We start from the raw sequence: 14859 nt of genomic DNA on the forward strand, positions 1-14859 counted from the left end.
TCATCTGCAGCGGAAAGGACACCTCGCATGAACACCACCGACCTCGTGCAGCTCCGGAAGCAGCCCACCAGCAGGCACGGTGCCACCGGCGACCACCCGGCGGGTGAGATCCGGCTGCGCAGCGGCGGCGGGCTCGGCCGGCGCTCCCAGCTGCTGGGCGGCTCCCCGGCGTTCCGCAACACCACCAGCCCGTGGACGTCCGTCAGCCTGGGGGTCGGCGACGACCGCCCCTGAACCTCCGGCCCGGCAAACCGGCCGGAACCGGCCGAATGACCCGAAAAGGCGTGATCATTTCATCTGCGGAGCTCACTACTCATCACAAGTGCGGCACAGGTAGCCTGCGTATGTGCACAATTCTGCCCCGGCAACCATCGGTCGCGATACCGAACTCGACCTTTTCCGACGCTTTCTGACCGGTCTTCAGAGAAGGGCGGGCCACACGGTCCTCCTGCTGGGGGAGGCGGGGATCGGCAAGTCCCGGCTGGCCGGGGACTGCGCCGAACAGGCCGAGTCGCTGGGCCTGCCGGTGCTGCGCGGCCGCGGCAGCCCGACGAGTGCCGGGATGCCGTACCGCCCGCTCATCGAGGCGGTGAACTCCCGCCTCCGGGTCACGGGGGTGCCCGACGACCCGGAGCTGGAGCCCTACCGCCCTGCCCTGGGCCGGGTGATCCCGGAGTGGCGGCACACCGCCGTGCCCGGCTACCCGGAGAGCGCGGTCGAGCTGGCCGAGGCCGTGCTGCGGCTGCTGGCCGTGCTCGGCCGGGATCGCGGCTGCCTGCTCGTCCTGGAGGACCTGCACGAGGCCGACTCGGAGACCATCGCCCTGGTGGACTACCTGGTCGACAACCTGGCAGGACTGCCGGTCCTGCTGGTGGCCACGCTGCGGCCCGAACCGGGAGCCGCCCTGGAGCTGGCCCGGGGAGCCGAGCGGCGCCGGGTCGCCTCGCTGGCCACCCTGGAGCCGCTCGGCGCACCGGAGGTCGGCGCGCTCGCGGCCGGCTGCCTGGAGCTGCGGGCCGAGCAGGTGCCCGCCGACGTGGTCGAGCGGCTGAGCACGCTCAGCAACGGGAACCCCTACCTGGTCGAGGAGTTGCTCGCCGAGATGGTCGGTTCCGGGGTGCTGCGCGAGGACGCCGGCGGCTGGCGGGTCACCGGCGACCTGGCCGCCGCCGTACCGGTCAGCGTGGTCAGCGGCCTGCGGCAACGGCTGGAGCAGCTCGATCCGCAGGTGCGCGACCTGCTGCTGCTCGCCGCCACCCTGGGCACCGGATTCTCGCTCGGCGCGCTCGAACTGATCACCGGGCACAGCATGCGGCTGCTGCTCGATCAGCTGGCCGCGGCGGCCGCCTCGGGCTTCGTCGTCCCCGACGCCACCGCGGTCGACCAGTACGCCTTCCGGCACGCGCTCACGGCGGAGGCCCTGCTCGTCGGGCTGCCGCCGGCCGAGCGGGCCGTGATCGCCCGCCGGGCGGCCGAGGCGATCCTGGCCGCCGACCCGGCGGTCCCCGACGACCGCTGCCAGCTGGTGGCGCGCCTGCGGGTGCTGGGAGGTGACGAGGCGGGCGCGGCGCTGCTCTACGCCGAAGCCGGCCGCCGGGCACTCGCCGGGGGCGCCTCGGCCACCGCCGTACGGTTCCTGGAGCAGGCCCACCATCTGGCGGCGCCGGCCGACCGTACCGCGGTCACCGAGTCACTGGTGCACGCGACGGCCGAGACCGGGCAACTGGACCGGGCGCTCGCCCTGGCCGAGTCCTTACCGGACGCGGGGGCCGGCGCGCTGGACATCGAGCGCCGCGTCGCCCTGCACACCAGGCTCGCCTGGGCCGCGGTGATCTCCGAGCGCGCCGCCGACACCCTGGCGCAGATCGCCGCCGCCCGCGCGCAGCTCGACGGCTCGGCGGATCCCCGGCACGCGGCCGCGCTGGCCGTGGTCGAGGGCCACCTGGCGCTGCTGCCCGGCCACGGTGCGGCGACGGCCGAGACCGAGCTGCTGGCCCGGGAGGCGGCCGAGGTCGCCGAGCGCGAGAAGCTTCCCGTGGTGGCCTGCCAGGCCTGGCAGTTGCTCGCCCTGCTGGCCCGCGAACGCGGCTTCGACGACGCGGACGCCTGCCTGGAGCGGATGCTCGCCGTCGCGGAGGAGCACTCCCTGCCGGTCTGGCGGGTGGAGGCGCTGCTGCGGCTCGGCGGCAACGCCTTCCTGCGCAGCGGTGACGCGCGCCGGATCCGGGAGGCCAAGGACGCCGCCCGCGACCTGGGCGCCCTCGCCCTCGCCCAGCACGCGGACGGCCTGCTGGCCATGGACGCCGTGCAGCGCGCCGACTTCACGGCCGCGCGGGAGATCATCGACCGCTGCCTGGAGCCGACCGCCCGGATGCGCAACCTCGGCAGCCACCGCTACCTGCTGCTGGTGGCCGCCATCCTCGCCGCCCACCAGGGCCGGCGGCGGCAGATGGAGCGGGAGCTGGTCCGCTTCGAGCAGGCCGACGACTCCGACTCCTTCCTCACACCGGTCCTGTTCGGCCTGTGCCGGGCCTTCTGCGCCCTCCTGGAGGAGAACCGCGCCCAGGCACTGACCGACCTGGCCGCCGCGGCCGCCTGGGAGGACCAGCACCCCAACATGTTCTACCTCAGCGGACGGTACGGCCTCGGCCCGCTGCTCGCCGTCCTCGCGGGCACCGCCGGCCGTGCGCAGTACGCGGAGGTCCTGGCGGTGCCGGCCGCCGCCCTGGCGTGGAACCGGGTGTTCCTGCTGCTCGCCGACGCCGTCCTGCTCGGGCGCGAGGGCCGCGGGCGGGAGGCCGCCGACCTGGTGGACCAGGCGCAGCAGACGTTCCGGGGGTTCCCGACCGCCCGCCACCTCGGACTGCGCCTGGTCGCCGAGGCGGCCCTCGCCGACGGCTGGGGGGAGCCCGTCGCCTGGCTGCGGACCGCCGAGGAGTACTTCCACGAGGCCGGCGTCCGCTCGGTCGCCGGCGCCTGCCGCTCGCTGATCCGGCAGGCGGGCGTGTCGGTCGCCCAGCGGCGCACGGGGCGGGAGCTGATCCCCGAGGGCCTGCGGGCGGTCGGGGTGACGCCACGTGAGTACGACGTGTTCGCCCTGCTGGTGGATCGCCTCGGGAACCAGGACATCGCCCAGCGGCTGTCCATCTCGCCCCGCACGGTGGAGAAGCACATCGCCAGCCTGATCCACAAGACCGGCAGCGCGGACCGCGCGGAGCTGTGCCGGCTCGCCCGGGCGCTGTGCGCGGACTGACCGGCCCCGGCTCCTACGCCCCGGGCCCGGGCGGGCCCGGGAGGTCGGTGCCCAGGCTCCGCACCGGTGCCCGGTGGTGGACCAGGTCGGCGACGGCGAGGTCGAGGACGCCCAGGCCGGACGGCGAGAAGACCGTGAGGGCCTCGTGGTCGCGCCGGCGGCGACCGCCGGTGAGCAGGGCGCCGACCGAGTCCGCGAGGAGGTCGCGGTGGCCGGACCGCTGCTCGGGGCACCACGGGCAGAGCGGGTGGGCCGGCACGGCCGAGCCGGCCGCGGACAGCTGGTGGGCCCGGCTCACCGCCTCGACCACCAGCCGCCCGGCGCCGGCCGGGCGGTCCGGACCGCCCGGCCAGCAGCACCAGCAGCACGGGCAGCACCGGCCGTCCGGATCAGCACGGTGCCACCTCGGGCACCGGCCTGTCCTCCTTCCACAGGTGGGCGACGTCGCCGAAGTGCGCCGCGACCCAGTCGTCGTCGTAGATCGTGTCCAGGTAGCGTTCGCCCCGGTCGGGGAGGATCACCGCGCAGGTCGCGCCGGCCGGGATCCGGTCGCTCATCCGCCGGACGGCGGCGATCACCGCGCCCGCCGAGCCGCCGGCGAGGATCGCCTCGCGGTGCGCCAGCCGGCGGCAGTTGACCACGCAGTCGAGATCGCTGACGTGCACCACCTCGTCCGCGAGGCCGTCCTGGTGGAGCGCCGGCCGGACGGCCGCGCCATGGCCGGGGATCAGCCGGGGCGCGGGCTCGCGCCCGAAGATGACGCTGCCCTCGGCGTCCACGGCCACGATGGTCACCGGGAGTTGCTGCGCCCGCGCGTACTCGGCGCAGCCGCGCAGCGTTCCGCACGAACTGGTCGCGCAGAACAGGTAGTCCAGGCCGCCGGGCACGGCCTCCCAGATCTCCCGCATGGTCGCGTGGTGCGAGCGCGGATTGAGCGGGTTCGAGTACTGGTCCGGGCAGTAGGCGTGCTCGGTCACGGCGAGGATCTCGCGCACCCGCCGGATCCGCACCGGCAGGTACTCGCCGGTGACCGGGTCGGTCCTGGTGACCACCTCGACCTCGGCGCCCAGCGCCCGCATGACGGCGATGTTCTGGCGATTGGCGCGGGGGTCCACCACGCAGATGAAGCGGATCCCGTAGTACCCGCACACCTGGGCGAGCCCGATGCCCAGGTTGCCCGAGCTGGACTCGACGACGACCGACCGGCCGGGCACCACCCGGCCTTCGCGGATGGCCTCGCGCAGCAGCTCCAGCGCCGATCGGTCCTTGATCGAGCCGCCGGGGTTGTGCGCCTCCAGCTTGGCGAACAGGCGGAAGCGGGCGGCCGGCTCGAGCCTGGTCAGCTCGACCAGCGGCGTCCGGCCCACGGTCTGGAGCACGCCGGCGGGCACGATGTCGGGCACGATGTCGGGCACGGCGTCGGGCACCGTGTCAGGCGCTCGCATGGGCCCCGCCGATGGCGCCGCTGTCCATCCGGCGGCGCAGGCTCAGCGGCCGCATGTCGGTCCACACCGCCCCGATGTGCGCCAGGCACTCCTCCCGGGAGCCCCGGGTGCCCTCGGAGCGCCAGCCGAGCGGCAGTTCGCGGTCCGCGAGCCAGATCGAGTACTGCTCCTCGTCGTTGAGCACGACCAGGTAGCTCCGGGTGTCGGCGGCTTCCTCGGCCATAGCGGCCCTCCTACCCTCGGGGTTCGACACTGCGACGGGGTGAGCCTGCCGGGCGCCGGGGAACGGCGACAAGAGAAAAACGGGCAGCAGGAGCCGCACGCACCCTGCCGCTGTGTCCCTGGTGCCGTGGTTGCGTCCGCCAGCAGGCTTCGCCGGGGGCGCGGTGCGCGTCCGTGAGGACCCGTGGAGGTGGCCGGTGGAGATTGACGACAGCCGTGGCGGCACGGACAGCATGGTCGGGGCGCCCCGCGGCGCGTCGTTCGGGCAGCAACGGCTCTGGTTCCTCCACCAGCTGCGGCCGGGCACGCCCGACTACCTGCTTCCGCTGGCCCTGCGGATCCGGGGCGACCTGGATCCGGACGCGCTGCTCGGCGCGCTCACCGCCGTCGTCGAGCGGCACGAGATCCTGCGCACCACCTACCGGCAGGACGGGGGCAGGCTGCTGCAGCAGATCGCCGCGAGCGCCGAACTCGCCCTCGACCGGCGCGACTTCACGGGCAGCCCGGAGGCGGAGCGCGAGGCGCGGGTCGGCCGGCTGATCGAGGACGAGCTGCGCCTGCCGGTCGACCTGGCCCGTCAGCCCCCGCTGCGGGCCGTGCTGGCCCGGGTCGGCCCGAAGGACCACCTGCTGATCGTGGTGGTCCACCACATCGCCTTCGACGGCATGTCCTGGAGCGTGTTCGGAGCCGAACTCGCCGCCGGCTACCGCGAGCGCACCGGCGGGGAGAGCGCCGCCCTCGCGCCGCTCACCCTGCAGTACGCCGACTTCGCCGACTGGCAGGGCGAGCGGCTCACCGACCGGAAGCTGGCCGCCGGGCTGGAGCACTGGCGCACCAGGCTGGCGGGTCTGGCGCCGCTGGAGCTGCCCACCGACCGGCCCCGACCGGCCGTCTGGGACGGCGCCGGCGACGCGGTCCGGTTCGAGCTGCCCGCCGAGGTGCTGGCCGAGGTCGACCTGCTCGCCCGCCGCCACCGCGCCACGAGGTTCATGGTGCTGCTCGCCGTCTTCCAGGCGGTGCTCGCCCGGTACACCGGGCAGCAGGACATCGCGGTCGGCACCCCGGTCGCCGGCCGCGGCCTGCCCGCGGCGGAGCGGCTGATCGGCCTGTTCGTCAACACGGTGGTGCTGCGCGGGGACCTCACCGGTGAACCCTCCTTCCGCACCCTGCTCGGCCGGGTCGCGGCGGACACGCTGGCCGCGCTCAGCCACGCCGACACGCCGTTCGAACTGGTCGTGGACGAGCTGGCGCCGGAGCGCGACCTCGCCCGCAACCCGCTGTTCCAGGTGTCCTTCTCGCTGCGCGGCGCACCGCCGGAGCCGATCGCGCTGCCCGGCCTCGACTGCGAGCTGGTCCGCACCCCGCTGGCCGGCTCGCCGTTCGACCTGGTGCTGGACACCGACGTGCTGCCCGACGGCCGGCTCAACGCCCGCCTGCAGTACGCCACCGCGCTGTTCGACCGCGCCACCGCGCAGCGCCTGGCCGACGCCTTCCGGCTGCTGCTGGACGCCGTCCTGGCCGACCCGGACCGCCCGCTGCACCGCGTCGGGCTGCTCACGGACCAGGACCGCTACGCCGTGCTCGAGACCTTCAACGACACCGCCGAGCCGCTGCCCGAGCAGTGCCTGCACGAGCTGTTCGCCGAGCAGGTCGAGCGCACCCCCGGGGCGGTCGCGGTGCGCGGCGCGGACGGCGAGCTGACCTACCGCCAGCTGGACGCCCGGGCCAACCACCTGGCGCACCGGCTGCGGGCGCACGGAGCGGGCCCCGAGACCTTGGTGGGCGTCTGCCTGCGCCGGGGGCCGGAGCTGGTGGTCGCGCTGCTCGCGGTGCTCAAGGCCGGCGCCGGATACCTGCCGCTGGCACCCGACCACCCGCCGCTGCGGCGCGGCAGGCTGCTGGCGCAGGCCGGCGCCGAGCTGCTGATCACCGACGGCGAGCCGGCGGCGGGCTGGACCGGGACGGTGCTGGCCGTCGAGGAGGGCGAGCGGGAGACGGCGCCCGAGTCCGGCGCCGGGCCGGACAACCTCGCGTACCTGATCTACACCTCGGGCTCCACCGGCGAGCCCAAGGGCGTCATGGTGACCCACCGCAACGTGGTCAACTACGTCCGCTGGGCCGCCCGGACCTACCTCACCGACGGTGCGGGCACCCCGCTCTACTCGTCGGTCGCCTTCGACCTGCCGGTCACCTCGCTCTTCCCCGCGCTGCTCACCGGCGCCCCCGTCACCCTCACCCCCGACGACGGCACGCCCGGACTCGACGGCCTGGTCCACCTCCTCGCCCAGGGCTCCTTCGACCTGCTGAAGCTCACCCCGACCCACCTCGGGCCGCTCGGACGCGAGCTGCCCGAGGCGGCGCTGCGCACCGCCGCCCCCCACCTGGTGGTCGGCGGCGAGCAGCTCACCGGCGCGATGCTGGAGCCGTGGCGCCGGCACGCCCCGGACACCGTGGCGTTCAACGAGTACGGCCCCACCGAGACCACCGTCGGCTGCGCCACCCTCGCCCTGCCGGTGCGCGACCTCGACCAGGGCCCGATGGGCATCGGCACGCCGATCGACAACACCACCCTGTACGTGCTCGACGCCGAGCTGGAGCCGGTGCTGCCGGGCGCCGTCGGCGAGCTGTACATCGGCGGCGTCCAGGTGGCCCGCGGCTACCGCGGGCGCGGCGACCTGACCGCCGAGCGCTTCGTCCCCGACCCGTACGCCGCCGTGCCGGGCGCCCGCCTCTACCGCAGCGGCGACCTGGTGCGCCACCGCTCCGACGGCCTCCTGGAGTTCCTCAGCCGCGTCGACACCCAGATCAAGGTCGCCGGATTCCGGGTCGAGCCGGCCGAGGTGGAGGCCGCCCTGGTCGAGCACCCCGACGTGCGCGAGGCCGCGGTGGGCGCCCACGGCACCGGTGACGCGGCCCGGCTGGTCGCCTACCTGGTGCCGGCCGGGGCGCACCAGCCGCAGGTGGCCGACCTCCGCGCCCATCTCGAACGGCTGCTCCCCGCCTACCTGGTGCCCGCGAGCTACGTGGTGCTGCCCGAGCTGCCCGCCACGCCCAGCGGCAAGGTGGACCGCAAGGCGCTGCCCGACCCGAGCGGCGCCCGGCTCGTCCCGACCGTCGACCGGGTCGCGCCGCGCACCCCGCTGGAGCAGGCGGTCGCCGCCATCTGGTGCGAGCTGCTCGACCTGGAGGAGGTCGGCGTCCACGACGACTTCTTCGTCCTCGGCGGCAACTCGCTGCTGGCCACCCGGCTGGCGTTCCGGCTCCCCCAGGTGGTGTCGGCCGAGGTGCCGCTGGCGGAGGTGTTCGCCGCCCGCACCGTCGCCCGCCTCGCCGAGGTCCTCGCCGCCGCCGGCGCCGCCCGGCAGGCGCCGATCACCCCGGGCGGCACGGACGGACCGCTGCCGCTCTCCTTCGCCCAGCAGCGCCTGTGGTTCCTGGACCGCCTCGCGCCCGGCGCCACCGACTACCTGGTACCGATCGCGCTGCGGCTGCGCGGCCCGCTGGACCGGCCGGCGCTGACCGCCGCCCTGGCCGCCCTGACCCACCGCCACGCGGTGCTGCGCACCCGGTACGAGGAGCGCGAGGGCGAGCCGGTCCAGCTCGTCGACCCCTCCGCCCGGATCCGGCTGACGGAGCGGACGGCCACCGAGGAGGAGGTGCTGCGGCTGATCCGCGCGGACCTGGAGGTCCCGTTCGACCTGGCGGCCGGCGCCCCGGTCCGCGCGATGCTGCTGCGCACCGGGGCGGACGACCACGTGCTGCTGCTGACGCTGCACCACATCGTCTCCGACGGCTGGTCGGTCGAGGTGCTGGCCGACGAGCTGGCGCGGAGCTACGCAGGCGAGGCCGTCGAGCCGCTGGCCGTCCAGTACGCGGACTTCGCCCGCTGGCAGCGCGAGCACGCCGCCACCGAGGAGTTCGCCGCCCGGCTCGCGCACTGGCGCGAGCGGCTCAGCGGGCTCACCCCGCTGGAGCTGCCCACCGACCGCCGCCGCCCGCGCCTGCGCGACCCGCACGGCGACCGGCTCGCCGTCGAGCTGCCCGCCGAGCTCGGCGCCGCGGTCGAGGAGCTGGCCCGCCGCAACGGCGCGACCCCGTTCATGGTGCTGCTCGCCGGCTTCTACGCGCTGCTCGGCCGGTGGAGCGGCCAGCAGGACCTGGCGGTCGGCACTGCCGTCTCCGGTCGCACCCGGTCCGAGACGGCGCCGCTGATCGGCTTCTTCGCCAACACCCTGGTCCTGCGCGGCGACCTCGGCGGCCGCCCCAGCTTCACCGCCCTGCTCGGCCGGGTCCGCGAGATGGCGCTCGACGCCTACGGCCACGCCGACGTGCCGTTCGAGCGGATCGTCGAGGAGCTGGCGCCCGAGCGCGACCTGTCCCGCAACCCGCTGTTCCAGGTGATGTTCGAGCTGCGCCCGCCCAAGGGCGAGGCGTTCACCCTGCCCGGGCTCCGGGTCGAGCAGCTCGCCGTCTCCTGGCCGGCCGCCAAGTTCGATCTGATGCTCTCGGTGCAGCCGCAGCCCGACGGCACCCTGCGCTGCGGCTTCGAGTACGCCACCGCGCTGTTCGACCGCGGCACCGTGCAGCGGATGGCCGAGCACTACGGGCACCTGCTCGCCGCGCTGCTCCGCGAACCGGACCTGCCGCTCGACCGGATCGAGGCGCTGGACGGCGCCGAGCGCGAGCTGCTGGTCCGCGGCTGGCGCGACACCACCGCCGAGCCCCCCGCGCGCTGCCTGCCCGAGCTGTTCGCCGAACAGGCCGCCCGTACCCCCGACGCGCCGGCCGTCGTCTTCGGCGAGGACACCCTCGGCTACGCCGAGCTCGACGCCCGCGCCACCAGGCTGGCGCACCACCTGCGCACCCTCGGCGTGCGCGCCGAGACCCCGGTCGCGGTCTGCCTGCGCCGCGAGGCCGACCTGGTCACCGCGCTGCTCGCGGTGCTCCGGGCCGGCGGTACCTACGTGCCCCTCGACCCCGCGCACCCCGCCGGGCGCCGCGCGTACGTGCTCGGCGACAGCGGCGCCGCCGTGCTGATCAGCCAGTCCTGGATCCGCGACGAACTGCCCGACACCGACGCCCGGTTGGTGCTGCTCGACGAGGACCGGGAGCTGGTCGACCGGCAACCGGCCACCGAGCTGCCGCCGCTGGACGCCGCCTCGGCCGCGTACCTGGTGTACACCTCCGGCTCCACCGGCCGCCCCAAGGGCGTGCTGATCAGCCACGAGGCCATCCGCAACCGGGTGCTGTGGACGGTGCGCGAGCACGGCCTCGGCCCGGGCGACCGGGTGCTGCAGAAGACCACGGTCGGCTTCGACGCCTCCGTCTGGGAGTTCCTGGCACCGCTGGTCTGCGGGGCGACCGTGGTGGTCGCCGCCGACGGCGTCCCGCGCGATCCGGCCGCCATGGTGCGGGCGGTGGCCGAGCACCGGATCACCGTGCTCCAGCTCGTGCCGTCCGTCCTGCGGGCGCTGGTCCAGCAGAGCGCGCTGCGCGACTGCGGCACGCTGCGGCTGGTGTTCTGCGCCGGCGAGCCGCTGCCCGTGGAGCTCTCCGACCGGCTGCTCGGCATGCTGCCGGTCACCCTGGTCAACACCTACGGCCCCACCGAGTGCGCCATCGACGTGACCTCCCGGCGCTACGACGGCCGGGAGGACGGCGAGATCGTCGCCATCGGGGAGCCGATCGACAACACCCGGATCCTGGTGCTGGACCAGGACGGCGGCCTGGTCCCGGTCGGCGTCCCCGGCGAGCTGTGCGTCGCCGGCACCGGCCTGGCCCGCGGCTACCTCGGCCGCGGCGACCTGACCGCCGAGCGCTTCGTCCCGAACCCGTACCCGGCCGCGCCGGGCGACGGGCCCCTCCCGCCCGGCGGCGGCCAGGGAGGTGGGCCCCTCCTGCCCGGCGGCGGGCAAGGAGGGAGGCTCTACCGCACCGGCGACCGGGTCCGGCGTCGCGCCGACGGCACCCTGGAGTACCTCGGCCGGCTCGACCGGCAGGTCAAGCTGCGCGGCATCCGGATCGAGCCCAGCGAGATCGAGGCCGCGCTCTGCGAGCACCCCTCGGTCGCCGCGGCTGCCGTCGGCGTCTACGGCGACCAGCAGCTGGTCGGCCACGTCGTCCCCGCCGAGGGGCACGCACCGGACCCGGCCGCCCTGCGGGCCCACCTCGCGGCCCGGCTGCCGGACGCCATGGTGCCGGCCGTGCTGCGGGTCCTGGCCGCGCTGCCGCTGACCGCCAGCGGCAAGGTGGACCGCGACGCGCTCCCGGGCCTGACCGGGCTGGACGCGGAGGGGGAGTACCTCGCCCCGCGGGACGCGGCCGAGCAGGCCGTCGCCGAGGTGTTCGCCGAGCTCCTGGGCCGCACCGGGGTCCCGCCGGCCGGAGGCTGGGGGAGGGTCGGCGCGCTCGACGACTTCTTCGCCCTCGGCGGCCACTCGCTGCTCGCCACCCGGCTGGTCTTCCGGCTGCGGGCGGCCTTCGGCGTCGAGATACCGGTCGCCGAGGTGTTCGCCCGCCGCACCGTCGCGGCGCTGGCCGAACTGGCCACCGCCCCGGGCGCCCGGCCCGCCGATCCGGCCGGCGCCGTGCTGCCGGTGCCGCGCGGCGGCGCGCTGCCGCTCTCCTCCGCCCAGCGCCGGATGTGGTTCCTCGACCAGCTGGAGCCCGGCAGCTCCGAGTACCTGGTGCCGCTGGTGCTCCGCCTGCGCGGCCCGCTGCACACCGGCGCCCTGGCCGGCGCCCTGGACGACCTGGCGGCACGCCACGAGTCGCTGCGCACCCGCTACCTGTCGCCGGGCGGCGAGCCCCTGCAGGTGATCGATCCGGCGGCCGCCCTCGGCGTCGCCCCGGTGGACCTCTGCGGCCTCCCGGCCGACGAGGCCGCGGCCCGGGCCGCGGAGCTGGTGCGGGCCGAGACCACCCGGCCGTTCCGGCTCGACCGGGAGCCACCGCTGCGCGCCCTGCTGGTCAAGGTCGGCGAGGAGGAGCACCTGCTCGCCCTGACGGCCCATCACATCGCCGTCGACGCCTGGTCCATCGACCTGATCACCCGCGACCTGGGGCAGCTCCACCGGGCCCGGGTCACCGGCGGGAGCCCACCGCCCCCGCCGCCGGTGCAGTACGCCGACTTCGCGGCCTGGCAGGACCGCTGGGCGCAGGGCGAGCTGCCCGAGACCCACCTGGCGCACTGGCGGGAGCGGCTCGGCGGGCTCACCCCGCTGGAGCTGCCCACCGACCGGCCCCGCCCGGCCGTCCGCGACCCGCGCGGCGACCTGCTCGCCGTCGCGGTGCCCGAGGAGCTGGCCCGGGCCGTGGAGGAACTGGCCAGGCGCCGGGCGGTGACCCCGTTCGTGGTGCTGCTCGCCGCCTTCGACGTGCTGCTCGCCCACTACACCCGGCAGAGCGATGTCTCCGTCGGCACGCCGACCGCCGGGCGCACCCGGCCCGAGGTCGAGGAGGTGGTCGGCTCGTTCATCAACACCGTGGTGCTGCGCGCCGACCTCGACGGCGACCCGAGCTTCGAGGCGCTGCTGCGCCAGGTCCACCTGGACGTGGTCGCCGCCTACAGCCACCAGGACCTGCCGTTCGAGCGGCTGGTGGACGAACTCCAGCCGGAACGGGACCTGTCCCGCAACCCGCTGTTCCAGGTGATGTTCGAGCTGCAGCACGCCCAGAGCACCCCGCTGCGGCTGGACGGCCTGGCCGTCGAGCGCGTGCCCTCGCCCTGGCGGACGGCCAAGTTCGACCTCACCCTCTCGCTCGGCCGCCGCGCCGACGGCGGTCTGCACGGGCTGTTCGAGTACGCCACGGCGCTCTTCGACCGCGCCACGGTCGAGCGGATGGCCGGGCACTACCTGTCGCTGCTGCGCTCGGCCACCGAGCAGCCCGACGCCCCGCTGAGCCGGCTGGTGATGCTCACCGAGGACGAGCGGGAGCAACTGGTGCACGGCTGGAACCCGGCCGCGCCCGAGCTGCCGCAGGCCTGCGTACCGGCCCTGTTCGAGCAGCGCGCGGCCGAGACCCCCGGCGCAGTCGCCGTCTCCTTCGGATCGGACTCGCTCAGCTACGCCGAGCTGAACGCCCGGGCCAACCGGCTGGCGGGTCACCTGCGTGCGCTGGGCATCGGCGCGGAGCGCCCGGTCGCGGTCTGCCTGGAGCGCGGCGTCGAGGTCGTGGTGGCGCTGCTCGCGGTGCTCAAGGCGGGCGGGGTGTACGTGCCGATCGATCCCGAACACCCGGCCGAGCGGCTGGCGTTCATGCTCGGGGAGCTGGACGCCGGCGCGGTGCTGACCACGGGCGGCTTCGCCGAGCGACTGTCGGCGGTGGCCCGCGGCCCGCTCGTCCTGGTCGACGCCCAGGCCGAGCGCATCGCCGGGCACCCGGAGCTCGACCTGCCGCCGCAGGCGGGCCCGGACCACCTGGCGTACATGATCTACACCTCGGGCTCCACCGGGCAGCCCAAGGGCGTGCTGATCCAGCACGGCTCCTACGCCCACCACTGCCGGGTGATCGCCGAGTCCTACGGGATCGGGCCGGGCGACCGGGTGGTGCTGCTCTCCGCGCTCACCTTCGACGTGGCGATGGACCAGATCGCCGCCACCCTGCTGGCCGGCGCGACCGTGGTCGTCGCCGACCCGCTGTTCTGGAGCCCCGCCGAGCTTCCCGACCGGGTCGCGGAGCACGGCATCACCGTCATGGAGATCACCCCCGCGTACTACCGCGAGGTGATCCAGCACGTGCGGCCCGGGGACGAGCGGCTGCGGGGCCTGAAGCTGATGAACGTCGGCAGCGACGTGGTCACCGTGGACGACGCCCGCGCCTGGGCCGCCACCGGCCTGCCCGGACGGTTCCTGTGCAACTACGGCCCCACCGAGGCGACCGTCACCTGCGTCCTGCACCCCGTGCCGGCCGCCCCGGCGGGCCGCGGCGAGGCCGCCCTCCCGATCGGGCGCCCGGTCCCCGGCACCCGGGCCTACGTGCTCGACGGTGCCGGCGGCCCGGTGCCGGTCGGGGTGCCCGGCGAACTCCACCTGGCCGGCGTCCGGCTGGCCCGCGGCTACCACCGCCGGCCCGATCTCACCGCCGAGAAGTTCGTCCCCGACCCCTTCGGCCAGGTGCCGGGCGGCCGGCTCTACCGGACCGGTGACCTGGTGCGCCACCTCGCCGACGGCACCATCGAGTTCCTGGGCCGGATCGACCAGCAGGTCAAGCTGCGCGGCTTCCGGATCGAACTCGGCGAGATCGAGGCGGTGCTGGCGCAGCACCCCGCGCTGCGCGCGGTCGCCGTGGTCGCCCGCGACGTCCGGCCGGGTGACCGCCGCCTGGTCGCCTACCTGGTCCCGCACGGCGCCGACGGCCCGGACATCGCCGAACTGCGCGACTGGGCCGGTGAGCGGCTGCCCTCGTACATGGTCCCCTCGCTCTGGACGATCCTGCCCGAGCTGCCGCTCACCTCCAGCAAGAAGGTCGACCGCAAGGCCCTCCCGGAGCCCGTCGCCGACCGCGAGCTGCTGGAGCGCCCCTACGAGGCGCCGCGCAACCCGACCGAGGAGATCGTCGCCGAGGTGTGGGCGGAGATCCTCGGCATCGAGCGGATCGGCATCGACGACGACGTCTTCGTCCTCGGGGCCCACTCCCTGCTCGCCACCCGGGTGCTCGCCCGCCTGGTCGCCATCTTCGACGTCGACCTGCCGCTGCGGTGCCTGTTCGAGGCCACCACGGTGGCGGGCCTGAGCCAGGTCCTGGTGGAAGCCCTCGAGGCGCAGGTCGCCGAGCTGACCGACGCGGAGGTCGCCGCCCTGCTGGCGGAGGAGGGCGAGAGCCGCTGACGCCCGGGACGTCCGCCCGCCACCCTCCGGGGGTGGCGGGCGGACGTCTGCGCACGGCCGGGCCGGTACGGCGAAGCGGGGGGGCCGGGGGGGGGCGTGGGCCGCGCCC

Annotated in this window: 6 protein-coding genes; 3 read left to right on the forward strand and 3 right to left on the reverse strand. The window is 75.6% G+C overall.

What is annotated here, in order from left to right; translation table 11 throughout:
• The first annotated feature begins 27 nt into the window (after positions 1–27).
• On the forward strand, positions 28–234 hold the full coding sequence (locus AB0K43_RS23455) for a hypothetical protein (protein ID WP_363642792.1): 207 nt from the start codon (positions 28–30) through the stop codon (positions 232–234).
• A gap of 112 nt (positions 235–346) precedes the next feature.
• On the forward strand, positions 347–3253 hold the full coding sequence (locus AB0K43_RS23460; RefSeq protein ID WP_363642794.1) for an AAA family ATPase: 2907 nt from the start codon (positions 347–349) through the stop codon (positions 3251–3253).
• Between the two features lie 13 nt (positions 3254–3266).
• On the opposite strand, the gene AB0K43_RS23465 is transcribed toward AB0K43_RS23460, so the two are convergent.
• The 3 genes from AB0K43_RS23465 to AB0K43_RS23475 form a co-directional block, all read right to left on the reverse strand.
• A complete protein-coding gene (locus AB0K43_RS23465) occupies positions 3267–3551 on the reverse strand; it encodes a hypothetical protein (RefSeq protein ID WP_363642796.1) in 285 nt (94 codons plus the stop codon).
• Between the two features lie 91 nt (positions 3552–3642).
• Complete coding sequence (sbnA, locus tag AB0K43_RS23470) at positions 3643–4698, reverse strand: 2,3-diaminopropionate biosynthesis protein SbnA (RefSeq protein ID WP_363642798.1); 1056 nt, start codon at positions 4696–4698, stop codon at positions 3643–3645.
• Positions 4685–4921: an MbtH family NRPS accessory protein gene (locus AB0K43_RS23475; protein WP_363642800.1), complete on the reverse strand. Its 237-nt coding sequence runs from the start codon at positions 4919–4921 to the stop codon at positions 4685–4687. Before AB0K43_RS23475 ends, sbnA begins: the two co-directional genes overlap by 14 nt.
• A gap of 196 nt (positions 4922–5117) precedes the next feature.
• Between AB0K43_RS23475 and AB0K43_RS23480 the strand changes: the two genes are divergently transcribed.
• Positions 5118–14750: an amino acid adenylation domain-containing protein gene (locus AB0K43_RS23480; RefSeq protein ID WP_363642802.1), complete on the forward strand. Its 9633-nt coding sequence runs from the start codon at positions 5118–5120 to the stop codon at positions 14748–14750.
• Positions 14751–14859 lie beyond the last annotated feature (109 nt).

The organism is Kitasatospora sp. NPDC049258, from assembly GCF_040678895.1.
GTDB lineage: Bacteria > Actinomycetota > Actinomycetes > Streptomycetales > Streptomycetaceae > Kitasatospora.

Bases quoted from the DNA above. Each gene is read 5' to 3' on its own strand.
- AB0K43_RS23455 (WP_363642792.1), top strand. From the start codon at position 28: ATGAACACCACCGACCTCGTGCAGCTCCGGAAGCAGCCCACCAGCAGG.
- sbnA (WP_363642798.1), bottom strand. From the start codon at position 4,698: ATGCGAGCGCCTGACACGGTGCCCGACGCCGTGCCCGACATCGTGCCC.
- AB0K43_RS23475 (WP_363642800.1), bottom strand. From the start codon at position 4,921: ATGGCCGAGGAAGCCGCCGACACCCGGAGCTACCTGGTCGTGCTCAAC.